Origin of the sequence: Lawsonibacter hominis (genome assembly GCF_014287895.1) — a bacterium.
Lineage (GTDB): Bacteria > Bacillota > Clostridia > Oscillospirales > Oscillospiraceae > Lawsonibacter_A > Lawsonibacter_A hominis.
Genome location: NZ_JACOPP010000002.1, coordinates 120,880 through 142,820 on the forward strand (window position 1 = coordinate 120,880; position 21,941 = coordinate 142,820).

22 protein-coding genes and 1 other RNA gene are annotated in these 21,941 nt (G+C 59.6%); 7 read left to right on the forward strand and 16 right to left on the reverse strand.

Going from position 1 to position 21,941, the window contains the following annotated elements; all coding sequences use genetic code 11:
• Positions 1-37 precede the first annotated feature (37 nt).
• Positions 38-1,273 carry a 6-phosphofructokinase gene (locus H8S57_RS02340; protein ID WP_186906464.1) on the reverse strand — a complete coding sequence of 412 codons (1,236 nt, stop codon included), beginning with the start codon at positions 1,271-1,273 and terminating at the stop codon, positions 38-40.
• 137 nt (positions 1,274-1,410) lie between these two features.
• Between H8S57_RS02340 and fba the strand changes: the two genes are divergently transcribed.
• The 3 genes from fba to H8S57_RS17200 all read left to right on the forward strand — a co-directional run bounded on the left by fba (position 1,411) and on the right by H8S57_RS17200 (position 3,576).
• A complete protein-coding gene (gene fba, locus H8S57_RS02345; RefSeq protein ID WP_186906465.1) occupies positions 1,411-2,346 on the forward strand; it encodes a class II fructose-1,6-bisphosphate aldolase in 936 nt (311 codons plus the stop codon).
• 61 nt (positions 2,347-2,407) lie between these two features.
• Complete coding sequence (locus tag H8S57_RS17195) at positions 2,408-2,950, forward strand: hypothetical protein (RefSeq protein WP_186906466.1); 543 nt, start codon at positions 2,408-2,410, stop codon at positions 2,948-2,950.
• A gap of 32 nt (positions 2,951-2,982) precedes the next feature.
• Positions 2,983-3,576: an amidase domain-containing protein gene (locus H8S57_RS17200; protein WP_186906467.1), complete on the forward strand. Its 594-nt coding sequence runs from the start codon at positions 2,983-2,985 to the stop codon at positions 3,574-3,576.
• Positions 3,577-3,602: 26 nt separating this feature from the next.
• Here H8S57_RS17200 and H8S57_RS02360 read toward each other — a convergent pair whose 3' ends face one another.
• The 3 genes from H8S57_RS02360 to H8S57_RS02370 all read right to left on the reverse strand — a co-directional run bounded on the left by H8S57_RS02360 (position 3,603) and on the right by H8S57_RS02370 (position 7,012).
• Entirely contained in the window at positions 3,603-4,631 is a 1,029-nt protein-coding gene (locus H8S57_RS02360) for a tyrosine recombinase XerC (RefSeq protein WP_186906468.1), read from the reverse strand.
• Between the two features lie 272 nt (positions 4,632-4,903).
• The gene (gene radA, locus H8S57_RS02365; protein ID WP_186906469.1) at positions 4,904-6,271 is read right to left on the reverse strand and encodes a DNA repair protein RadA; all 1,368 of its coding nucleotides are present in this window, start codon (positions 6,269-6,271) and stop codon (positions 4,904-4,906) included.
• Between the two features lie 6 nt (positions 6,272-6,277).
• Positions 6,278-7,012: an N-acetylmuramoyl-L-alanine amidase gene (locus H8S57_RS02370; RefSeq protein ID WP_186906470.1), complete on the reverse strand. Its 735-nt coding sequence runs from the start codon at positions 7,010-7,012 to the stop codon at positions 6,278-6,280.
• Positions 7,013-7,182: 170 nt separating this feature from the next.
• Between H8S57_RS02370 and H8S57_RS02375 the strand changes: the two genes are divergently transcribed.
• The 3 genes from H8S57_RS02375 to H8S57_RS02385 all read left to right on the forward strand — a co-directional run bounded on the left by H8S57_RS02375 (position 7,183) and on the right by H8S57_RS02385 (position 8,886).
• A complete protein-coding gene (locus tag H8S57_RS02375) occupies positions 7,183-7,647 on the forward strand; it encodes a NanQ anomerase/TabA/YiaL family protein (RefSeq protein WP_243204647.1) in 465 nt (154 codons plus the stop codon).
• A gap of 178 nt (positions 7,648-7,825) precedes the next feature.
• A complete protein-coding gene (locus H8S57_RS02380; protein ID WP_243204648.1) occupies positions 7,826-8,290 on the forward strand; it encodes a spore coat protein CotJB in 465 nt (154 codons plus the stop codon).
• Positions 8,290-8,886, forward strand: a complete 597-nt coding sequence (locus H8S57_RS02385; protein WP_186906472.1) for a manganese catalase family protein — start codon at positions 8,290-8,292, stop codon at positions 8,884-8,886. Before H8S57_RS02380 ends, H8S57_RS02385 begins: the two co-directional genes overlap by 1 nt.
• A gap of 54 nt (positions 8,887-8,940) precedes the next feature.
• On the opposite strand, the gene ligA is transcribed toward H8S57_RS02385, so the two are convergent.
• From ligA to murD, 9 genes are all read right to left on the reverse strand, one after another.
• The gene (ligA, locus tag H8S57_RS02390; RefSeq protein ID WP_186906473.1) at positions 8,941-10,923 is read right to left on the reverse strand and encodes an NAD-dependent DNA ligase LigA; all 1,983 of its coding nucleotides are present in this window, start codon (positions 10,921-10,923) and stop codon (positions 8,941-8,943) included.
• Entirely contained in the window at positions 10,865-11,620 is a 756-nt protein-coding gene (locus H8S57_RS02395; protein ID WP_243204649.1) for a VanZ family protein, read from the reverse strand. The genes ligA and H8S57_RS02395 overlap by 59 nt, the downstream gene beginning before the upstream one ends.
• A gap of 22 nt (positions 11,621-11,642) precedes the next feature.
• Complete coding sequence (yunB, locus tag H8S57_RS02400; protein ID WP_243204650.1) at positions 11,643-12,260, reverse strand: sporulation protein YunB; 618 nt, start codon at positions 12,258-12,260, stop codon at positions 11,643-11,645.
• 130 nt (positions 12,261-12,390) lie between these two features.
• Entirely contained in the window at positions 12,391-13,647 is a 1,257-nt protein-coding gene (locus H8S57_RS02405; protein WP_186906475.1) for a methionine gamma-lyase family protein, read from the reverse strand.
• A gap of 48 nt (positions 13,648-13,695) precedes the next feature.
• Positions 13,696-14,283, reverse strand: a complete 588-nt coding sequence (locus H8S57_RS02410; protein ID WP_186906476.1) for a GNAT family N-acetyltransferase — start codon at positions 14,281-14,283, stop codon at positions 13,696-13,698.
• The gene (locus tag H8S57_RS02415; RefSeq protein WP_186906477.1) at positions 14,283-15,278 is read right to left on the reverse strand and encodes a M42 family metallopeptidase; all 996 of its coding nucleotides are present in this window, start codon (positions 15,276-15,278) and stop codon (positions 14,283-14,285) included. Before H8S57_RS02415 ends, H8S57_RS02410 begins: the two co-directional genes overlap by 1 nt.
• Before the next feature lie 11 nt (positions 15,279-15,289).
• Positions 15,290-16,312: a M42 family metallopeptidase gene (locus H8S57_RS02420; protein WP_186906478.1), complete on the reverse strand. Its 1,023-nt coding sequence runs from the start codon at positions 16,310-16,312 to the stop codon at positions 15,290-15,292.
• A complete protein-coding gene (locus H8S57_RS02425; protein ID WP_207723672.1) occupies positions 16,306-17,346 on the reverse strand; it encodes a M20/M25/M40 family metallo-hydrolase in 1,041 nt (346 codons plus the stop codon). The genes H8S57_RS02420 and H8S57_RS02425 overlap by 7 nt, the downstream gene beginning before the upstream one ends.
• 50 nt (positions 17,347-17,396) lie before the next feature.
• Complete coding sequence (gene murD / locus H8S57_RS02430) at positions 17,397-18,785, reverse strand: UDP-N-acetylmuramoyl-L-alanine--D-glutamate ligase (RefSeq protein ID WP_186906479.1); 1,389 nt, start codon at positions 18,783-18,785, stop codon at positions 17,397-17,399.
• Between the two features lie 125 nt (positions 18,786-18,910).
• Between murD and rnpB the strand changes: the two genes are divergently transcribed.
• Positions 18,911-19,300, forward strand: an RNA gene (gene rnpB / locus H8S57_RS02435) — RNase P RNA component class A.
• Positions 19,301-19,588: 288 nt separating this feature from the next.
• Here the strand turns inward: rnpB and H8S57_RS02440 are convergent.
• The 3 genes from H8S57_RS02440 to H8S57_RS02450 all read right to left on the reverse strand — a co-directional run bounded on the left by H8S57_RS02440 (position 19,589) and on the right by H8S57_RS02450 (position 21,879).
• Positions 19,589-20,317 (reverse strand): YebC/PmpR family DNA-binding transcriptional regulator, encoded by a 729-nt coding sequence (locus tag H8S57_RS02440; protein WP_186906480.1) that lies wholly within the window; start codon positions 20,315-20,317, stop codon positions 19,589-19,591.
• A 72-nt stretch (positions 20,318-20,389) separates the two neighbouring features.
• The gene (locus H8S57_RS02445) at positions 20,390-21,187 is read right to left on the reverse strand and encodes a Nif3-like dinuclear metal center hexameric protein (RefSeq protein WP_186906481.1); all 798 of its coding nucleotides are present in this window, start codon (positions 21,185-21,187) and stop codon (positions 20,390-20,392) included.
• On the reverse strand, positions 21,175-21,879 hold the full coding sequence (locus tag H8S57_RS02450; protein WP_186906482.1) for a tRNA (adenine(22)-N(1))-methyltransferase: 705 nt from the start codon (positions 21,877-21,879) through the stop codon (positions 21,175-21,177). Before H8S57_RS02450 ends, H8S57_RS02445 begins: the two co-directional genes overlap by 13 nt.
• Positions 21,880-21,941 lie beyond the last annotated feature (62 nt).

Below are 21,941 nucleotides of genomic sequence, written 5' to 3' on the forward strand. Positions count from 1 at the left end.
AGGCGCCTTGCCGGACCAGTTCTCCAGTCTATGCGGTTTAGTGGGCCAGCACCTTCTTGAGCTTGGCGAAGCGGGGAAGGGAGTTGGTTCTGGGGGCGTCGGGCTCGCCCTGGATCAGGGGGAGCACGTAGTCGATAAAGGGCTGTTCCACGCCGTTGCCCACTGCATTGATCCATTCACGGGGGACCTTTTTCTCTGCATTGGCTACGATCTCCAGCGGTTCCAGGCTGGTCTGGCACGTATAGCCGCCTTCGCGGGTGCACCGGAACGCCACCATCTTATCGGTGATGCCGGATACGGCGGCCTCCACGGCTGCCTTGCCCGCAAGGAAAGCCTCGTCGATGTCGGTCTTGGAGGCAGTGTGGGAGCCGCAGCGCTGGAGCAGGGAGAGTTCGATGCCGCGGACCTTGGCCCCGGTCTCCAGCTTTACCGCGTCAGCCAGCATGGCGGCCAGGCCGCCCAGCTGCGCATGTCCAAAACCGTCGGTAGCAGAGGTCTTGGCCTCGGAAATAAACGTGCCGTCGGCACGATGGATGCCCTCGGACACAGCCACCATGCACTTGCCGGTCTTGTCATACACCCGGTGCACATCGTCCAGGAAGTCGGTCAGATCAAAATCGGTCTCGGGCAGATAGATCAGATCGGGGCCATACCCCGCCCAGGTGGCCAGGGCGGCGGAACCGGCCAGCCAGCCGGCGTGCCGGCCCATGATCTCGATGATGGTCACCATGCCGGTATCATACACGTGGGCGTCCCGGTGGACCTCCATACAGGTGGTAGCGATAAACTTGGCGGCGGAACCAAAGCCGGGGCAGTGGTCGGTGCCGTTGAGATCGTTGTCAATGGTCTTGGGCACGCCCATGATACGGCATTCATAGCCGGCCTTCTGCATATATTTAGAGATCTTATTGCAGGTGTCCATGGAGTCGTTGCCGCCGTTGTAGAAGAAGTAGCGCACATCATATTTGCGGAAAATCTCCAGGATCCGTTTGTAGTCGGTGTCGTCCTTGTCGGGGTCCGCCAGCTTATAGCGGCATGAGCCGAGGGCAGAGGAGGGGGTGTACTTCAGAAGCTCCAGCTCGGCGGCGTCCTCCTGGTTCATATCATACAGCCGATCGTCCAGCACGCCTTTGATGCCGTGGGCGGCCCCCAGCACGCGGGTGATGCATTCCGTGTCCAGCGCGGTTCGGATGACGCCCAGCGCACTGGCGTTAATCACCGCGGTAGGACCGCCGGACTGGCCGATAATGCAAGCGCCTCTCAATTCACTCATGGATACTATGCCTCCTGTTAACTCGAGAATTTTTGTATTTAATGCAAGATTTGCGTGAATATCATACCATGTCCTATTGCAATTATCAATGATAACTGATAAAATTGTGAAGCAAACTAAAAAGGAGATGAGCTTCTATGCCATTGGTTACCACTAAGGAAATGTTTAAGAAGGCATATGACGGCGGTTATGCGATCGGTGCTTTCAACGTGAACAACATGGAGATCGTGCAGGGCATCACCGAGGCTGCTAAGGAAGTCAACGCCCCCCTGATCCTCCAGGTGTCCAAGGGCGCCCGCGCTTATGCCAACCACACCTACCTGATGAAGCTGGTAGAGGCCGCCATCCTCGAGACCGGCCTGCCAATCTGCCTGCATTTGGATCACGGCGATTCCTACGAGCTGTGCAAGTCCTGCATCGACGGCGGCTTTACCTCCGTTATGATCGACGCCAGCTCCAAGCCCTTCGCCGAGAATATCGAGATCACCAAGCAGGTCGTCGCCTACGCGCACGACCATGGCGTGGTGGTGGAGGCCGAACTGGGCACCCTGGCCGGGGTGGAGGACGAGGTAAAAGTCTCCGCCGAGGATTCCTCCTACACCCACCCCGACGAGGTGGAGGAGTTCGTGACCAAGACCGGCTGTGATTCCCTGGCTATCGCCATCGGTACCAGCCACGGCGCGTACAAGTTTAAGCCCGGCACCAAGCCCCAGCTGCGTTTTGACATTCTGGAGGAGGTCTCCAAGCGTCTTCCGGGGTTCCCGATTGTGCTTCACGGTTCCTCCAGCGTGCCCCAGGAATATGTGCAGATGATCAACGAGAACGGCGGCAATATGCCGGGCGCGATCGGCGTGCCGGAGGATCAGCTCCGTCATGCGGCTTCTCTGTCGGTGTGCAAGATCAACATCGACTCCGACCTGCGCCTGGCCATGACCGGCACCATCCGCAAGTTCTTTGCCGAGCATCCCGACAAGTTTGACCCCCGGGAGTACCTGAAACCCGCCCGCGCCAATATCAAGGAACTGGTCAAGCACAAGCTCATCGACGTGCTGGGCTGCGACGGCAAGGCGTAACGATCGCCAAAGAAAAGGAGAGGGGAGCCCCCTCTCCTTTTTGGAAGGAAGGAGGCTGGCAATGACACTGGCGGAATACCTGGATGCCATGGGGATTCTTGCATGCAATCGAAATCCTTACCTGCCGTCGCTGGATGACTTTGGATTCACTTGGGGCGAGATGACTGCGCTCATCGACCGGAAAGCCCTCTTTTTGAGTAAATTCTTCCGACACAGGACCGTGTATTTGGCGCCTCGGGTCTACTTCCTGTTGCGGCAATGCCGCCCACGCAGACCCATGCCGCCGGATGCCGCCAGTCTTTACAGAATTTTGGAGAACAGCCCGCCCCTCGAGACCGGTGAATGGAAGCAATTGTCCCTGCTGGACCATACGCGGTATCAAAAAGCGTTCCAGTTTCTTCTGGAACAACGGTACGCAACGGCGCTTGCAAACGGGTCGGTCCTCAATCCAAACTGGTCGACACTGAAATACGGCACAGCGGAGGCTTGGGAGGCGTGTTCAGTGTCTCCGCCGCCCTCCCGAGATCCGGAGGAAGAGTTGCGGGCTATCCTGGGCCGTACGCTGCCGGAGGGGGAGGTAGCAAGGCTGCTCCGGGGCGCATAGGATGCCACAGCATCAGGAAAGGACTGACCGCTGTGACCCGTGTGATCCCCTATAACCGGCAGGCTGCTGTGGCGTATGCCCACAAATGGGCTTACAGCCGCAATCCGGCCTTTTATGACTATGAAGAGATTGGGGGAGACTGTACCAATTTTGCCTCCCAGTGTCTCTATGCAGGGACCGGCGTGATGAACTTTACACCGGTTTTCGGCTGGTATTACATTGACGCCAATAACAAGGCGCCCGCATGGACGGGAGTAGAATACTTTTACCGTTTTTTGACCCGCCAGGAGCAGTCTCCCGGCCCGTTCGGCAGTTCCACGACGTTGGAGCAGATGGAGCCGGGCGACTTTGTTCAGTTCCGCTTTCAGAAGGAAGTGTTCAGCCATACGCCTATCATCGTGGAGATCGGCCAGCCCGCTACGCTGGAAAATACGCTTGTCGCCGCTCACTCTTATGACGCGGATTGGCGGCCGCTGAGTACTTACTTTTTTGAAGAGATCCGCTTTCTTCACGTGCTGGGCGCCTATCCGCCCGAGGGGGCGGCGGGTCCGGAAGAAGGGGAGAAGTCCAAACCGCCGGTCCTCCCGCAAAATCAAATGCCGCCCCGTCCGCCAGGCCCTTCCTGAGGTCTGGCGGCGGGGCGGTCTCTGCTTTATTCATCTGTGGGATCGCTTTTCGGCGCTTTTCGCTGCGGTCTGAGGCTCCCAAGCGGATTGGCCCGGGCCGCGATGCGCAGATCGTCATTATCCACGTGGGTATAGATCTGCGTCGTATTTAAATGCTCGTGCCCCAACACCTCCTGAAGCGTACGCACGTCCACACCGTTTTGGAGCATCAGGGTCGCCGCTGTATGGCGCAGCTTGTGACTGGAATAGAGGGAGGCGTCCAGTCCGGCCTTTTTCAGACGCTGTTTGACCATATAATGGACCGCATCCGTGGTCATTCGGGTATGCTTCCGCGTCAAAAACAATGCGTTTTTGTCCGCAGCCGCCAAGCGGCTGCGCTCGTCCCGCCACGCATCGATGGCCTGACGGCAGGCGTCGTTGAGGAAGATGATCCGCTCTTTGTTTCCCTTGCCGAGTACCCGCAGCTGATCATCTCGAACATCTGTTAGATTCAATCCGACTAACTCCGAAATACGCAGGCCACAGTTTAAAAACAGGGTCAGAATGCAGTAATCACGGACTCGATTCGGCTCGTCCACAGATTCCAGAAGCCGAATGCTTTCCTCCAGATCCAGATACCGGGGCAATGCTTTCTTTTGACGCGGAGCATCCAGATCCTGCATGGGATTTTCGCTGATTAATTTCGCCTTGTTGGTGAGATACTTATAGAAAGAACGGATGGTAGCGATTTTTCTGGCCCGCGCGGCGGGCGTCAGCCCATAGGCGGTATTGGGACTGTTGGCGTGTTTGGCGCGGTCCCGGCTGAGATAGCTCATATAGGCGTACACGTCCGTAAGCGTTACCGCGCGGACCAGTGCAAGGTCAACGTCGTCAATGGGAATGTCATCGAGTTCCGCAGTGCGCGGAGCCCGGCCTTTTTCCAGTTTGATGAAACGAAAAAAGTTGCGCAGATCCAAATAGTATTCATCGACCGTTTTGCGGGAGTGACCCTGGATCGTCTCATGGTAAACCAGAAAATCCCGTAAAATGGCTGGAGCTTCCGAACGATAGTCCATAGAGCGGGCCAGCTCAATTCTCCTCCCTCCAACTCAACAAAATTTTTATTTTGTTGAGTTGGAACAAAGCCTGAGCAGACCCGATCCCCCCCTTCGTTTGGGTATTCTAATGAGGAATGGATGGATTCCGTTGAGCCTGATCGCCTGTACCAGCAATTGTGTCTACCAGCAGGACGGTTACTGTTCCCTGGAACGGGCCGCATCCTGTGGCCTGCCCAGCGTGGAAACACCCTGTGTCAACTTTGTGCCGCGGCATAGGCCGCAGGATGCGCCTACAAAAGCGCAGCCAAAGCCTCCCGGATATTATGGACCTTGATCAGCTGCAGTCCCTCCGGGATCTCCAGACGCGCCCCCAGGCGGAACGGTACCAGGCACTTGGTAAAACCCAGGCGCCGCACTTCGCTCAGACGTTGCCCCAGTGCGTTTACAGAGCGCAGCTCCCCGGTCAATCCGACTTCGCCCACAGCGGCCAGGTCGCCGGGTACGGGCTTGTCCCGAAAGCTGGAGGCCAATGCCATGATCGTGGCCAAATCGGCGGCAGGCTCATCCAGATACAGTCCGCCGATCACATTGATGTAGGCGTCGCAGACGCTTACCCGCAGCCCGCCCCGCTTCTCCAGCACAGCCAGCAGAAGATTGGCCCGATTATAGTCAAAACCGTTTGAAGTCCTGCGGGGGACGTTGGCGCTGGCGGGCGCCAACAGAGCCTGCACCTCGGCCAGGACAGGACGAACGCCCTCCATCACGCAGGTCACACAGGTGCCCGGTGCGTCCTGGGGGCGCCCGGACAGGAGCATTTCCGACGGATTGGGAACTTCGGTCAATCCGCTGTCTCCCATATCGAACACGCCGATCTCATTGGTCGCACCGAAACGGTTTTTGGCGGCACGCAGGATGCGGTACGAGTTTTGCTGCTCCCCCTCAAAGTAGAGTACGCAGTCCACCATATGTTCCAGAACCTTCGGTCCTGCGATGGAGCCCTCCTTATTCACATGGCCGATGACGAAAACGGTGATCCCCTGCCCTTTTGCGATTTGCATCAGGGCCATGGTACAATCCTTTACCTGACCCACGCTGCCGGGTGCAGCCGTCAGATCGCCGTTGTAGAGGGTCTGGATGGAGTCTACGATGAGTACGTCCGGCCTGCGCTCGTTGACGGCTTCGATCACGTCCTCCAGATTGGTCTCTGCCAGCAGATACAGCCCCGCTCCCCTCACGTGGAGCCGCTCGGCCCGCAGCTTGATCTGCCGCTCCGACTCCTCGCCGGATACATACAAAACGGTGGCAAAGCGGCACAGATGATCACAGATCTGAAGCATTAGGGTCGATTTCCCGATTCCGGGCGCGCCGCCCACGAGGACCAGGGACCCTTTTACCGCGCCTCCTCCCAGCACCCGGTCCAGCTCGTTCATGCCGGTCTCAAACCGCAGTTCCGAGGTGGAGCTCACCTCCGCGATGAGCTTCGGACGGTTGATGCCGCGAGGGGTACCGGAAGGGGCGGCCGATACGGGGGCTTTTTTTCTGAGTTCGGCCGGCTGTTCCACCAGGGTGTTCCAGGCCTTACAGGCGGGACACTGCCCCGCCCATTTTGGAGTTTCGTTGCCGCACTCGGTACAGTAAAAAACAGTCTTTGCCTTCATACGAGGCTATGCCTCCTCATTGGTGGTCGGTACGGGCTCCAGCTCCTGGAACTGGAGCCAGGCCGCAGCCAGGGTGGATGCCAGTTTGGTCTGATAACCTGCCGTCTGGAGCAGCAGATCCTCCTCTGGATTCGAAAGAAAGCCGCACTCCACCAGGATGGCCCGGCATGTGATGTGATTCATCAGATATACCGTGTCCGGAATTGGCTTGGGCGCCCTGGTGTTTCCTGGGTCCAGCGTCTGCCGAAGCAGGTCCTGCGTCAGCTGCGCCAGAGGAAGACTCAACTCCGGATTGGCATAAAAGACCTGGGCTCCGTGATAGCGCGCCCCTTGAAAGGTATTCTGGTGAATGCTGATCAGCGTGGCGTTTTCCGCCGCTTCGATGACGGCCACCCGGTTATGCAGGTCGGAAACCTTTTTTTCCCGGAGCGTCTGGGCGGAACTGTCATGCAAGGACACGTCCTCGCTCCGCAAAAGTACCGGCGCTACGCCGTACAGGCCCAAAATCTGATCCAGTTTCAGAGCAATGGAAAGATTGATGCCGCTCTCCGGCACACCGGACAGAGATACCGCTCCGCCGTCCTCCCCGCCGTGACCGGCATCGATCACCACGGTCTGGCCTGGGCAGCGTACGGCAGAGAACACGCTGCGTTGTTCCAGCCCAGGCTGGAACAACAGATAATAGCAGGTTGCCGATGCCAATGCGCCAAGCAGGGCCCAGCTCAGGAGCTTCCGTTTCATGTAGTACATCCCCCCTCTCGCAGTTTACGGGAGAAGGAAGCGCATTATACCAGAAACGCAAAGCGTTTTGTTATGTGTCCATTATACCACAGGATACGGCATTTTTACAGATTCTTATTGTTTTTTTCAAAGGACTGGAGTAGGATAACATCAACAGAAGGAAAAAGGAGATGATTTCATTGGTGATCGACAAGATCGAAAACGCACCGCTCTACTATGGCCTGGGTGAGCGCTTCCGCAAGGCCCTGGAGTGGCTGGCCGCGGTGGATCCGTCCACGCTGTCCCCCGGTGAAAAGGTACCGATCGACGGAGAGAATGTATACGGACTTCTCTTTCAGGTGGACACGCTTGCGCCGGAAGACTGCAAACTGGAGGGGCATCAGAATTACGCCGACATCCAGTGTCTGGTCAGCGGCCTGGAGGCGGCAGGCTATGCCTTGACGGATACTCCGCTGGAACCGCTGGGCGAATATGACGCCAAATCGGATGTACAGTTTTTTACTGGGGATTGGGATACGCTTACGATCCGGCCCGGCACATTTTATATCGTCTGGCCGCAGGATCTCCATGCTCCGCGTATGGCCTGCGGCCGTGTGGGACCGGTAACGCGCCTGGTGGCAAAAGTAAAATTATAAGGCGTTAATAGGATTACTTTCTTGTTTTTTACGGCAAACGGAGCCAACCGCCCGCATCTGCCCCCACTCGGGGCAATGCGGGCGGTTTCGCTTTTCCATGACCGGCATAGAATGGAACGAAGGGGTACGGGCAGGAGTGCCTCTCCCCTTCTACTTCCTATGCAAGGAGGAAATGCATTTGTATCCCGAAAATGGCAGTCAGGCACCAGGCGCCTGTGCGGATCACTACGGCACGCTTCCGGAGTGCGCCCCCCTGGCAGTGCCTTATGTGCCCTTTCAGCAGACCGGTTCCAAGCGCTATACACAGCAGGAGGCGCTGAACAACGGAACCTTGTTTCCCGGGCTGAACCTTCCGTTCCATCTGAAGGCAGATGCCCGCAATGTGGTCAACAGCCCCTTGGCGGAGCTTCAGGCACTGGAATTCGTGCTGGTAGAGCTGGGGCTCTACCTGGATACGCATTCCGGCGATGCGGAGGCCTTTGAGCTTTATAAACAGTACGCCGCGCTTGAAAAAGAAGCGCGCGAGAAATATGAGGCTGCCAACGGCCCGCTCTTCCAGCGCTCCACCGCCAACAGCAAGACCTGGAACGCATGGCTCAGCGACCCATGGCCCTGGAATTATCAGGAAGGAGCGGAGCGCTGATGTTTGTATACGAGAAGAAGCTGCAATATCCCATCCGCATCAAAAATACCAATCCACAGCTGGCCTCGTTTATTATCAGCCAATATGGCGGACCAGATGGAGAATTGGGAGCTTCCCTGCGCTACCTCTCCCAGCGCTATGCCATGCCTTATCCGGAACTCAAGGCCGTACTGACCGACATTGGCGTAGAGGAACTGGGGCATCTGGAGATGATCGGAACCCTGGTACACCAGTTGACCCGGAAGCTTTCCCCGGACGACCCCCGAATGGGAAATTTCGCGCCATACTTTACCGACCACGGTGTCGGTGTGTACCCAGTCGCAGCCTCGGGAAGCCCCTGGAGCGCCGACTACATCGGCGTCAAGGGTGACGTAATCTGCGACCTGACCGAGGATATGGCAGCAGAACAAAAAGCGAGGGTTACCTACGATAATATTCTGCGCCAGTCAGACGACCCGGATGTGAGCGATGTCATACGCTTTCTGCGGGAACGTGAGGTGGTCCACTTCCAGCGCTTCGGCGAGGCAGTTCGCCTGGCCAAGGAAAAAATGGACCAGAAAAATGTCTACTTCACCAATCCCATTCTGGACAAATAGCAGTCAAACAGGGGTGCGGGACTTTGCCCCGCACCCCTGCCGGTCCGATCAAACTTACTCTTTCGCGATCAGCGCCAAAAATTCGCCCTCGGTGAGCACCGGGACGCCAAGCTCCCGGGCCTTGCGCAGCTTGGAGCCTGCCGCTTCACCCGCCACCACGTAAGACGTCTTTTTGGATACGGAACCGGATACTTTACCGCCCAATGCTTCAATTTTTGCGCCCGCTTCATCGCGGGTAAACTGCGCCAGCGAGCCGGTAAGCACGAACGTCTTCCCTACCAGCTGATCGCCTGCAGGCGCTTCTTTGCTCTGCAGATTTACGCCGGCCGCACGCAGCGTTTCGATCAGATGGCTGCTCTGCGGGCTCCGGAACCATTCGATCAGGCTCCGCGCCGTAATCGCACCGATATCAGGAACAGCGGTCAGTTCCTCCTCTGCAGCCGACATCAAGGCATCCAAACTGCCAAACCGGGCGGCAAGCACCTTGGCGGCCTTCTGTCCCACCTGGCGGATCCCAAAGGCAAATAAAAGTTTGGAAAGATCGTTCCCCTTCGAGGTTTCAATGGCGGAAATCAGGTTTTCCGCAGACTTCTTCCCCATGTGCTCCAGCTTTGCCACCGACTCCACATCCAGATGATACAAGTCGCCCGGTCCCGTGACCAGACCGGCACTTACCAGCGCCTCCACCACCGCCGGTCCCATGCCCTCGATATCCATGGCATCACGGGATGCAAAGTGGGTCAGATGCCGCAGCCGCTGGGCAGGGCATTCCGCGCCGGTACAGCGGATATGGGCTCCATCCTCGTCCCGAACCACCGGGGCGCCGCAGACTGGGCAGTGGTCGGGCAGTCGATAGGGAGTACTGTCTGCCGGCCGGAGCTCCTTTTGGACAGAGACGATCTCCGGAATGATCTCCCCTGCTTTCTGGATCAGTACGGTATCTCCGATGCGGATATCCTTTTCCGAAATAAAATCCTGATTGTGGAGCGTAGCATTGGTAACGGTGGTTCCGGCCAAGCGCACCGGCTCCACTACCGCCTTGGGTGTGAGTACGCCTGTGCGGCCCACCTGAACCACAATGTCCATCACCTTGGAGCACTTTTGCTCCGGAGGATACTTGAATGCGGCCGCCCAGCGGGGAAATTTTGCAGTGCTGCCCAGCACGTTCCGCTCTGAAAGGCTGTTTACCTTTACAACCGCGCCGTCGATATCAAAGCTGTAAGCGTCACGGCCTTCCCCCATTTCCCGTATCCGCTCCGCGGCTTCCGCAATAGTCTTACAGGTGTAATGCGGAATCACTTTAAAGCGCTGTTGTCCCAAGTATTCCAACGTTTCTGTATGGGTCTGAAATTCTCTTCCAGACGCCGCCTGAATATTAAATACCCGGATATCCAGGCGGCGCGCGGCCGCCACCTTTGGATCCAATTGCCGCAGAGAGCCCGCCGCCGCATTTCTGGGATTGGCAAAAAGCTTCTCGCCTTTCAGCTCCTGTTCTTCGTTGAGCCGTTCGAAACTTCGTTTGGGCATAAAGACCTCGCCCCGGACGATCAGGCTGGGCAGGGCCTCCGGAAGACGCAGCGGGATGGAGGGGATGGTCTTGAGGTTTTCCGTCACATCCTCCCCGATCCGGCCGTCTCCACGGGTGGCGCCCCGGACAAAGATGCCGTTTTCATACTCCAGGGCCACGGAAAGGCCGTCCACTTTGGGCTCTACGTCGTACTCCACGTCCGCATCCAGGGCGTCGCGCACCCGCTGATCAAATTCCTTCAGCTCTTCTGCAGAGAAGACGTCCTGAAGGCTCTCTAAGGGCACCCGATGGATGACCTCCCGAAAGCCGTCGGCCACCTTCCCCCCTACCCGCTGGGTAGGGGAATCCGGGACGATCAGCTCCGGGTGCGCATGCTCCAGCTCCTCCAGACGGCGGAGTTTATGGTCAAAGTCATAATCGGACATGCTGGGATTGTCCAGCACGTAATATTCATAGTTGGCCTGCTCCAGTTCCCGGCGCAGGCTTTGGATCTCCTGTTTCTCGTCCATGGCGGACCTCCACTTGGAATGTTCGGGTGAATTGGGGGGCGAGGCGTGCTGACAGCAGGTAAAAAAGCCAGCCCAGGAATGCTCCTGCAGTATTTAAAATGACATCGTCAACGTCTGTGGCGCGCCCGACAAAGAGCTGGAGAAACTCGATGGAGCCGGAAGCAAAAAGTCCCGCCAGTATCGATCGCCGGCAACTGCCCTGCCGCCAGAGCAGCGCCGGAAAAAAACCCACCGGCAGAAAAATCAGGGTATTGGCCAGGACCATATAAGCGCTCCACGCCCCGAGCGTCTTTCCGAGCAAAAAAGAGGGGATCCAATTGATCCGCCGGATCGCCGCCAGAAACCCCACCCGAGGGAAAAGGACAGCCAGACGCTTCTCCCCTTCCGGAGACAGCCCAAGGCGCAGAAACGTCTCCCAAAAGCCGGAGGGAAACAGCGTCAGAGCGGCAAGACCCGCACAGAAAGCCGCAAACAGCAGCAGCGCCGCCTCACGCCGGGGGCTGCTGGTCAGCTCCAGCCGCACCAATCGCTTTTTCCGCCAAGGACGCACCGCAAAAAAGACCGCCGCGGCGAGCAGGATGCCGGGCAGCATCTGCCGGATATAATCCCAGGTGACGGCTGCATACCAAAGAATCCGCCCCATAAAAGCACCTTCTTGCATTGATATTGTTATTATGGTAATCAATATCAGTGACAAATGCAAGAAAGGGGAAAAATCTTCACTCTTTTGTCAGAATTCCATCCCCGCCGAATTGGAGGTACGCATCGGGGACCTGGCCCACGATGACCGTTTCCGCAACACAGACCTGTGCTGATACGACGGATGAGGTCGTGCCGCCGGGCAGCAGCAGCGTGACCTCTACCGATACGTCCAGCATGACCTGGTGCAGGGTCTGATTGATCCCAGCAGATTGAAATGCGTTGCGGAAGGATGCCCTCGGCGCGGCCGCGGCCAGCACCCTTACCGGCAGCAGCGGTCCGTAGCCGGACAGCGGGATCAGACTGGTCAGATTGCCCAGCGGTATCCCCAGATCCTTGCTGTCAAGTGAATCCACTTGCTCAACGAGATCGCCCAAAAGCTGGGTCCGCAGTGTGTTCAGCTTGATGGGATCGGTCAGGATCGCAGTGATACCGCCGGAAAGGTCTGTCTGAAGGGTGACGATATCCGAATAGGATACTGCGCCGGAAGCCATGGCCTCCTCCACCGCCTGATTGACAATGGCGGTTACGGCGTTGTTCAGCTTGGCCAGGGCCAGCTCTTCCGCCACCGGGCGTACTCTGGCGTTGACGGCGCAAATGACCAGAAGCGCCGCAGCGATGCCCGCCAGACCTGCCAAAAGCAGCGCGCGGCGTCCGGTTTCCCCTCTGCTGCGCCGGCGGCGCGGCCGCCGGGGCCAGGGCCGACAGATTGGTCTGCCCATGGCACTCACCCCCCATGGTGAGATACTATGCGCAGACCGGCTTGTTTCAATCCTGTTTGCCGTTCAAAAGCGCCTCTACCGCCAGCAGGATGCCGGCTTTGCCCGACTCATAGGTCAAACCGCCCTGAAGGTAAGCGGTATAGGGCGGGCGCATCGGCGCGTCACAGGACAGTTCGATCGAGGCGCCTTGGATGAAGGCGCCCGCGGCCATAATGACCGGGCAATCATAACCAGGCATATCCCACGGCTCCGGCGTTACATAGGAGTCCACCGGTGCACCGAACTGGATGCCCCTGCAAAACTGTTTCAACGGCTCCGGCGTGCCAAAGTGGATCATCTGGATGATGTCGTGACGCACTGCATCGGAGGCGGGCTCGGTACGATACCCCAGCAGCTCCATGATCTTTGCCGCAAATACCGCGGTCTTCACCGCCTGAGCCGTGGTGTGTGGGGCAAGGAAAAGGCCTTGATAGAGGCTGCGGTTATGGCCCAGCGTACAGCCGCATTCTTTCCCAATGCCCGGCGTGGTCAGGCGCATGGCCGCGCCCTCCACCAGATCCCGCCGTCCGGCAATATACCCCCCGGTGGGGGCCAGACCGCCGCCCGGATTTTTGATGAGCGAGCCCACCACCAGGTCGGCCCCCGCCTGAATCGGCTCGCGCGTCTCCACGAACTCACCGTAGCAGTTGTCCACCAGGATGGCGGCATGGGGGTTGTGCTTTCGTACGACGGCACACAGCGCCCCGATCTCGTCCACTGACAGCGAGGAACGAGTCGAGTAACCTTTGGAGCGCTGGATCAGCACCGCCTTGACCTTGGGATCGGCCACGGCCTCAGCCAGCCCGGCCGGGTCGGGCGCATCGTCCACCAAATCGACCTGGCGGTACGCCACTCCGTAGTCCTTGAGCGACCCAGGTCCCTTATCCACCACACCGATGGCGCCCAAAAGGGTGTCATAGGGCGCGCCGACGGCGGAAACCAGCACGTCGCCGGACTGCAATGCCCCAAACAGGGCGCAGGTGATGGCGTGGGTGCCGTTGACGAACTGCAGCCGCACCAGGGCGTCCTCGGCGTCAAAGAGGTCGGCATAGATCTCGTCCAGCTTGTCCCGGCCGATATCGTCGTAGCCGTAGCCGGTGGTCCCGGCAAAGTAGCTCTCCGCGACCCGATGCCGCTGAAAGGAGGCGAGAACCTTTTGGGTATTCGCCTCCGCAATGGAGTCGATGCGGTCAAAGTGATCCCGCACCTCTGTCTGCGCCTGGCGGGCCAGCGCCAGAACACGTGCGCTAATTTGAAACGTCATTTCCCTTGTTCATCCATTCTATTCCATGGTTTTGCCCATCCGGTACCATCATCGTCCTGCACCGGCGGGCCGCTTTGGGTTCGGCGTATAATCTTGCTGCAGCAAACTGAAGATAGCGTCGTCCCATAGAACGCCGTTTAACTCATGATGCTGACGCAGAACCCCTTCCTGTCGGAACCCCACCCGTTCCAGCAGCCGGATGGATGGGGCGTTGAAGGCTCCGGTCTGCGCATAGAGCTTATTCAGTCCAAATTCCAGCAGGAGCATGGAGCAAAGGGCGGAGAGCGCCTGCCGCATGAGGCCCTTCCCTCTCCACGGCGGAGCGAGAAAATATCCCACCTCGGCGCTGCGGTTGCGGGAGTTGTAGTTCGAGGCGGTGAGTTTGCCCACGGGGCGGAGCGTTCCCTGCAAGTAGACCCCGCAAATCAGCGTTGCCGGATCCTCCAGCGCCGTTTGATACCGTATCCGCAGCTCGTCGGCCCCGCGCAGATGCACCGGCCGACAGGTCAGGCGTTCAAATCCTTCCTCGTCCTCCAGATGACGCAGGCAAAGCAGCGCTTCAACCGTCAAGGTATCCAGTCGGATACACCCCGCCTGCCAGGGCAGCAGCGCCCTGGCGTCCGAGAGGCGGTCCATCAGTCCAGCTTGCTCTGGGCATAGGCGGCGACCAGGGCGGCGCAGGCCTCCACATCACCCACATCCGCCATCTCCATTGGGGAGTGGACATAGCGGGTGGAAATCGAGATGCCGCCGGTGCAGACGCCGCCGCGGGTCTGATGGATGGCCCCCGCATCGGTGCCGCCGAACCGGAGCACATCCCTCTGGAAGGGGATGTGCTGTGCCTTCGCCAGCGCCTCCAGCTTGGCCACCATGGCAGGATGACAGATGACGGAGCTGTCCATCACCTTGATGGCGGCGCCTCCGCCGGCGACGCTGCTGCAGTCATGGGGTGCCTCCGGGATATCGTCGGAGTCGGTCACGTCCACGGCGATGCCGTAGTCCGGATCCACCCCATAGGCGGCGGTACGGGCGCCGCGCAGCCCCAGCTCCTCCTGAACGGTAAAGATGAAGTACAGGTCGTTTTCGCGCTTCACCAGCCGCTCCATGGCCATCAGCAGCACGACGCAGGCGATACGGTCGTCCAGATAGGGGGAGAAGATACGGCCGCCGGTACGAAAGGCGGGCGTATCATAGACCGCGGTATCGCCGATCTGCACCATCGCTTTGGCCTGGGCACGATCAGCGGCTCCAATGTCGATATAGAGATCGTCCAGCTTACTGTTTTTGGCCTCTACCTTTCCCTCCAGGGCCACCACGCCCCGGACGCCGTTTTTGAAGCGGATGGGAGTGCCCAGAAGATCCGGGGCGGAGAGCCCGCCCAGCTTTCCAAAGCGCAGAAAGCCCTTTTCGTCGATGTGTGTGACGATAAACCCAATGGAATCCATATGGGCGGCAAACATCACCCGCGGGCCGCTCCCTTTCTTGCGGCAGATCAGATTGCCCAGGGTATCCACTCTGCACTCATCCACATAGGGGGCGGCCAGCTCACGGAGCTTGGCGGCCACTTGAGCTTCGTCTCCCGCAGGGCCGTGGCAGGCGTTGAGCGCCTGCAGCGTCTTTAAAATATCCATGGTATCCTCCCTCAGCCTTCCGCCAGGCTGCTGATGAACAGTCGGGCCAGGCGCAGCATATCTTCAAAATCCCGGATGGCACCCACACTGGACGGAGCATGCAGATAGCGCACCGCCGCCGACAGCACCAGGGTGCGCACCCCTTCTTTGGTTCGCTGGATGGCCGAGGCGTCGTTGCCCCCGGCCAGGTAGTGTTTCGTCTGCCAGGGGATGTGGTTGTCCTCTGCCAGAGCGCGCATCCGTTCGAACAGCCCGCGGTCTGCGACGGAGCCGTTGTCCATATAGAGGATCACCGGCCCTTTCCCCGGGGAACAGACCTTCTTGTGCTCCGGCGCGCCCGCCAGGTCGGCGGCAGTGGTGGTCTCCAGCACCAGCGCGATCTCGGGCGTCACCGAGAACGCGGCGGCAAACGCGCCGCGGGTGCCCACTTCCTCCTGAACGGTGAAGGCGAACGTCACGTCCATGGGAAGCTCCTCTTTCAGCAGCTCCAGCAGAATGGCGCAGCCGACCCGGTCATCCAGCGCCTTTGCCTTGAGAAAGCCGTCCCCAAACGCCACTACGTCGCTGTCAAAAACGGCACAGTCGCCCAGATTCACTTTGGACTCGGCTTCCTCCTTGTCTTTGGCACCGATGTCGATATAAAATTCCTCCAGCTTGGGGACGGTTTTTTCCTCTTCCGCGGAGACCAGATGGTAGGCCTTCAGGCCAATGACGCCCGGGACGCCCTTCTCTCCGATCCGGACCGGCTTTCCAAGGAGCACACGGCGGTCGATCCCGCCTACGGCGCTGAATTTTAAATAGCCCTCATCGGTCACAGAGCGGATGATGAGCCCTACCTCATCCATATGCGCAGCCAAGAGCAGCTTGCTGCCCGTGGACTTCCGCCCCTTCTTGAAGACGATCAGGTTTCCCATCGCGTCGGTGCGGATGTCGTCGGCGTAGGGCTCCGCCCTGGCGCGGAGAAAGGAACGCACCGGTGCTTCGAAGCTGGATACGCCGGGCAGCAGACAGAGTTCACGAATCTGATTCAGCACAGCGCCTCAGCCTCCTTTCCAAGACCCTGGGCGAAGGCGGCCAGCAGCCGGGCCGCCGCCTCCAGATCACTCAGATCCAATACCTCCACGGGCGAGTGCATATACTTCAGCGGTACGGAAAGCACCGAAGTGGCGATCCCCTCCCGGCTGATCTGGAAATACCAGCCGTTGGTGCCGGTATGACCGCCCATGACCTCCAGCTGATAGTCCAGCTCCAGCTCCTTGGCCTTGGATACCATACGCCGGGTCATCCAATGGGTCATGTTGGGCCCCACACCGATGGCCGGGCCGCCGCCCAGTGGGAAAGTCCGGTCCTTCTGGCCGTCCGGCGTGGCGCCATGGGTCACATCCACCGCCACACAAAAATCCGGTGCGATGGAAAAGGCCGCGGTCTTGGCCCCTGCGCCGGAGAACTCCTCTCCGGTACTGCCCAAAAGGTAAAGATCGACGTCCAGCGTTTTGTCCAGCAGCAGTTCCGCCGCCCGCAGAAGCGCCGCAAAGCAGGAGCGGTCGTCCATAGACTTGCCGCACATTTGCCGTTCCCCCAATGGGGCGCAGCCGCCCCGAAAGACGATAGGGGTGCCAAGCGCAACCGCCTGCACCGCCTGCTCCTGCGTCATGCCGATGTCCACCATCAGCTCCGGGATGGGGATGGATTTGCCGCTGTCTTCCGCCTTCTGCACATGAGGCGGCAGACAAGCCACCACGCCGAAGCGCGGGGGATCGGTGAGCACCGTCACCTCCCGGTCGGGCAGCATCCGGGGATCGACTCCGCCGATGGATCGGAAGCGGAGAAAGCCCTCCTCAATGCCGATGGTGATGAGCCCGATCTCATCCAGGTGGGCGTCCAGCAGCAGCTTCTTGGCGTTCGGCCTGCCGCAGCGGCGCACGCCCACCACGCTTCCGCTGCGGCTGATGGAGACCTCGTCCACCAGGGGCCGCAGCAGCTCCGCGGCCATCCGGGCCGCCGGTCCCTCGAAGCCGGAGGGCGCGGTCTGGGTACACAGGCGCTCCAGCGCTTGTCGGATATCCATTGTTTCAACTCCTTATTTGCCGTCGGAACGGCGGAAACGGCCGTCCCGCTTTACGGCAGCTCGTAAATGATTTTTTTAAAGGCCGCGCCCCGTTCCATGAAATTTTTAAACCGATCAAAGGAAGCACAGGCCGGGGACAGGAGGACCACGTCGCCGGGGCGGGCGAGTTTGTGGGCCTCCAGCACCGCCTGGGTAAAATCCTCGCAGGTTTCGATGGAGGGCTGTCCCGGGCGATAGCCGGGGGCGGCCTCCACACAGGCACGAATCTTGGGCGCCGTGTCTCCGGTGAGTACCAGGGCTTTCACATGCGCAATGATCTCAGGACCGAGCGTGTCGAAGGGGATATGCTTGTCATAGCCGCCCGCAATGAGGATGACCTTCTCCCGGAAGGAGCGCAGCCCGGCCGTGGTGCGGGAGGGGCTGGAGGCGATGGAATCGTTGTAATAACGCACACCGTTTCGTGTGCGCACCAGCTCGATCCGGTGCTCCACTCCCGCAAACGTTCCGGCAAAGGCACGGATGGTCTCGTCCGGGACCAGACCGTCCACTGCGGCGATGGCCGCCATGTAGTTCTCCACATTATGCGCTCCGGGGAGCAGAATCCCATCCAAGGGAAGCACCGGCCTGGAATGCAGGTCGGTGGTGCTCCAGATGGCATCGTCCTTCAGGAAGACGCCGCGCGCCAACGCTTCCCTGCGGCTAAACAGGACGACCCGGCCGGGGGCAGCCACGGCAAAGCCCCGGGTAATGTCGTTGTCCTGATTGAGTACCACCAGACCGTCCGCCGTTTGATGGGAAAAGATGTTCTCCTTGGCGGCGATGTACTCGCTCATCGATTTGTGGACATCCAGGTGGTTGGGGGCCAGATTCGTGACCACGGCGATATCGGGACTTCGGTCCATGGTCATGAGCTGGAAGGACGACAGCTCCAGCACGGCCAGATCCTCCGCTTCCATGCCGTCCACGTCCGGCAGGAGCGGCTTGCCGATATTGCCGCCCACATACACGTTCCGTCCTGCCGCCTTTAAAAGCTCCGCGATCATGGTCGTGGTCGTGGTCTTCCCATCACTGCCGGTAACGGCGATGATGTTACAGGGGCATACCTGAAAGAAAACCTCCATCTCGGAGGTGAGCACGCTTCCACGCTCCACCGCCGCCAGAAGCTGTGGGACGTCGGGCCGCAGGCCGGGCGTACGGAAGATCACATCGTGGTCCAGCCCCTCCAGATAGTCCGGGCCCAGGCGCAGTTCGGCGCCCAGGCTCTCCAGTGCTTCGGCCTGCCCGCCGAACTCCTGTTTCTGCCGTTTATCGCAGGCGGTGACCCGGATCCCCGCACGCAGCAGCATTTTAATCAGCGGCGTATTGGACACGCCGATCCCGATCACAGCGACTCGCTTGCCCTTCAGTTCGGCCAGATAGTCCTGTATGGTGGAACGCATGGCGCTTCCTCCTTTTTCCGTTTACAAATCAAGACAAAATATTATATCCCATCCAGGCAGAAATTTCAATCGAAAGCACTCCATTGATTTGACAAGAAGCGTGAAATCAGGTACAATGTCCTTCGCAAGTAAGCTGGACAGCCGCGCGGACGGGGCGAAAGGCCCGCCTGTGAGGAAAGTCCGGGCTCCACAGGGCAAGGATAACGGGTAACACCCGCCGGGGGCGACCCTAGGAAAAGTGCAACAGAGATAAACCGCCTCGTCCCCCCAAAAGGGGCCGGCGCAAAAACTTGGTTTTTGCGCCGACGAGGTAAGGGTGGAAAGGCGGAGGTAAGAGCCCGCCCGACGGCGTGCCAAGCGTCCGTCGCTGTAAACTCTATCCGGAGCAACGCCGTGGAGGGACACTTGGTCGGCCCGACCGTCCCAGGGAGGCGGCTGGAGCGTACCGGCAACGGTACGTCGAGATAGATGGCTGTCTTAAATGACAGAACCCGGCTTACAGGCTTGCTTGCAGCTTAAAAAGTCCGCTTCCGTCTCGGAAGCGGACTTAAGCTTGTCGAAAAAGGCCAAAGGCCTTTTTCGACAGAGGGATGCATGACGGCCAGGGCTCGATTCCTGCGGAAAAGTCGCCCTGTCCGTCATGAGAGGTGTCATTTCCGACGCACGTGTCGCCAGAAATGGCGAAGCTTCCTTTCCTTCCGTCGTCTGCGGACGACTCAACTCTGCCAGGCTCTTCTCCAGGAGGGTTTTTCGACCGCCTGAAAGTCCGCTTCCGTCTCGGAAGCGGACTTTTTTGCATGGACTCAATCCTGATCCCAGTTGTGCCACACGTTCTGGACGTCGTCGTTTTCTTCCAGCAGGTCGATGAGCTTTTCCATGTTCTTGATGTCGTCCTCGTTCTCCAGCTTGACATAGTTCTGGGGAACCATTTCTACGGCAGCCTGGACAAACAGATAGCCCTTATCCTCCAGTGTGGCCAGCACGGCGCCAAAGGCATCGGGGTCGGTATAGATCTCAAAGACCTCACCCTCTGCCTGCATGTCGTCTGCGCCGGCGTCCAGGGCGTCCATCATGACGGTGTCTTCGTCCAAATCTTCCTTCTCAATGACGATGACGCCCTTGCGGTCAAAAGACCAGGACACGCAGCCGGTAGCGCCCAGCCCCTTGCCGTACTTGTCCAGCAGATGGCGCACCTCGGGGGCGGTGCGGTTGCGATTGTCGGTCAAAGCGTCCACGATGACGGCCACACCGGAGGGGCCGTAGCCCTCATAGGTCACATTCTCATAGGCGTCGGCATTGCCGGAACCCAGTGCCTTGTCAATGGTGCGCTTGATATTGTCGTTGGGCATATTGGCGGCCTTCGCTTTCGCTACGACCGTAGCCAGGCGGGAGTTGTTGTTGGGGTCGCCGCTGCCGCCGGTCTTGACCGCCACGATCATCTCGCGGGCAATTTTGGTGAATATCTGAGAACGCTTGGCGTCAGCCGCGCCCTTCGTTTTCTGGATATTATGCCATTTGGAATGTCCTGACATACTACTCGTTCCCTTCCTTAGTCGAAAATCAGCGCAAATAGTTTATCACTTTACGAAAGCATTGGCAACCCCTTATCCATAAGAAAACGCCTCTTTGTGCCGGTCTGTGGCAAAAACCTCCACCTTGGGGAAGGCATCGGAGAGCCACTTTGCCAGTACGGGCACCACCACCTGCTCCGTAGGATAGTGGCCAGCGTCGATCAAATTGATGCCAAGGGCCTTGGCGTCCAAAAAGCCGTTATACTTCACATCGGCGGTCACAAACGTGTCGCAGCCCAGAGCCAGCGCGTCGGAAAGCAGATCCGCGCAGGCGCCGCCGCCCACGGCCACCCGCCGCACAGGGCGGCGGGCATCCACGTAGCGCACGCCGTTGGCGCCCAGCTGCCGCTTGACAAAGGCGGCGAAGGCCGGGGCATACATGGGCGCACCCACGGTGTTGCCTATCCGGCCGATGCCGTAGGGCCGCCCGGAGGCGTCCACGCCGTCCTGCTTGAGCGGCTCGATCTGTACCAGATCCAGCCGGTGGGCCAGCGCGTCGTTGACGCCGCCCGCGACTGTGTCCAGATTGGTGTGGGCGCAGATAGCGGCGATTTTGCGTTCCACAAGCGCGAGCAGGATACGCCCGGTGGGATCGCCGTCTGTGATGCTGCGCGCCGGGTGAAAGAGCACCGGGTGATGGGAGACGATCAGCTGGGCGCCGCGCTCCGCGGCTTCGGAGACTACCGGCTCGGTGATATCCAGGGACACCAGAATCCTGTCGACCGCCTGATCCCCGCGGCCCACCAGAAAACCAGCATTGTCAAACTCCATCTGGATGGAAAAGGGGGCCAGGGTATTCAGAAGCTGATAGATCTCTCTTACGGTTGCCATGTACTCCACTCCTCTCTCATTTTCGCCAAACCACGATGTACGGCCTCCAGCGCCTCCAACCGCGGCGCATCGGAAGCCTGCGTGGAGCGGCGCAGTCCCGTTACGGCCCGGGCAGCCCGGGCTTCCAAGCGGGTCAAATATTCCAGCCGCAACGGATCCGCCGTTTCCCTGCTCTGCCGTCCGGCCCACTGCTCGGCGGGGGTGAGCGCTTCCATGAAGCCCGCCCTGACTTGAAGGGCGGTATAAAGGGTATCCCCTTCCCGGCTCAGATGCTCCCGCTCAATCCGATAACCCTGCCGCTGCAGCCACGGCCGCAGGGCGCTCTGGGCGCTCATGGGCTGGAGCAGCAGCAGACACCCCTGCTCCCGCACCCAAGGGGCGGCCGCCAGAATAGCGGCGATGGTCTCCCCGCCCATCCCGGCTATGGCAATGGTATCCGCCTCGGCTGGCGCAATGCCGGAAAGACCGTCACACAGGCGGAATTCCATCCGCTCCGCCAGACCGTACCGGGCGGCGGTGCTTCGGGCTCGGTCCAACGGACCGGGGCGCAGGTCGGAAACCAGCGCATGCTCGATGATCCCCTGCTGGAGCAGCCAGACCGGCAAATAAGCGTGGTCAGTGCCTACGTCGGCAAAACGCGCCCCCGGGGGCACCAGTCCGGCAACGGAGCGCAGGCGCGGAGAAAGTTCCATGGGGCTATCCTCCTCTCTTCTCTTGCCCAGGATAAAAAAAGAGCGGCCAAGGCCGCTCTTTT

Coding starts and splice junctions, on each gene's coding strand:
- ligA (WP_186906473.1), bottom strand. CDS start 10,923: ATGGACGAGAAACAGGAGATCCAAAGCCTGCGCCGGGAACTGGAGCAG.
- H8S57_RS02425 (WP_207723672.1), bottom strand. CDS start 17,346: ATGGATATCCGACAAGCGCTGGAGCGCCTGTGTACCCAGACCGCGCCC.
- H8S57_RS02410 (WP_186906476.1), bottom strand. CDS start 14,283: ATGGACCGCCTCTCGGACGCCAGGGCGCTGCTGCCCTGGCAGGCGGGG.
- H8S57_RS02450 (WP_186906482.1), bottom strand. CDS start 21,879: ATGGAACTTTCTCCGCGCCTGCGCTCCGTTGCCGGACTGGTGCCCCCG.
- H8S57_RS02340 (WP_186906464.1), bottom strand. CDS start 1,273: ATGAGTGAATTGAGAGGCGCTTGCATTATCGGCCAGTCCGGCGGTCCT.
- H8S57_RS02445 (WP_186906481.1), bottom strand. CDS start 21,187: ATGGCAACCGTAAGAGAGATCTATCAGCTTCTGAATACCCTGGCCCCC.
- H8S57_RS02370 (WP_186906470.1), bottom strand. CDS start 7,012: ATGAAACGGAAGCTCCTGAGCTGGGCCCTGCTTGGCGCATTGGCATCG.
- H8S57_RS02360 (WP_186906468.1), bottom strand. CDS start 4,631: ATGGACTATCGTTCGGAAGCTCCAGCCATTTTACGGGATTTTCTGGTT.
- H8S57_RS17195 (WP_186906466.1), top strand. CDS start 2,408: ATGACACTGGCGGAATACCTGGATGCCATGGGGATTCTTGCATGCAAT.
- H8S57_RS02375 (WP_243204647.1), top strand. CDS start 7,183: ATGATTTCATTGGTGATCGACAAGATCGAAAACGCACCGCTCTACTAT.
- H8S57_RS02440 (WP_186906480.1), bottom strand. CDS start 20,317: ATGTCAGGACATTCCAAATGGCATAATATCCAGAAAACGAAGGGCGCG.
- murD (WP_186906479.1), bottom strand. CDS start 18,785: ATGCGTTCCACCATACAGGACTATCTGGCCGAACTGAAGGGCAAGCGA.
- H8S57_RS02385 (WP_186906472.1), top strand. CDS start 8,290: ATGTTTGTATACGAGAAGAAGCTGCAATATCCCATCCGCATCAAAAAT.
- H8S57_RS02415 (WP_186906477.1), bottom strand. CDS start 15,278: ATGGATATTTTAAAGACGCTGCAGGCGCTCAACGCCTGCCACGGCCCT.
- fba (WP_186906465.1), top strand. CDS start 1,411: ATGCCATTGGTTACCACTAAGGAAATGTTTAAGAAGGCATATGACGGC.
- H8S57_RS02405 (WP_186906475.1), bottom strand. CDS start 13,647: ATGACGTTTCAAATTAGCGCACGTGTTCTGGCGCTGGCCCGCCAGGCG.
- radA (WP_186906469.1), bottom strand. CDS start 6,271: ATGAAGGCAAAGACTGTTTTTTACTGTACCGAGTGCGGCAACGAAACT.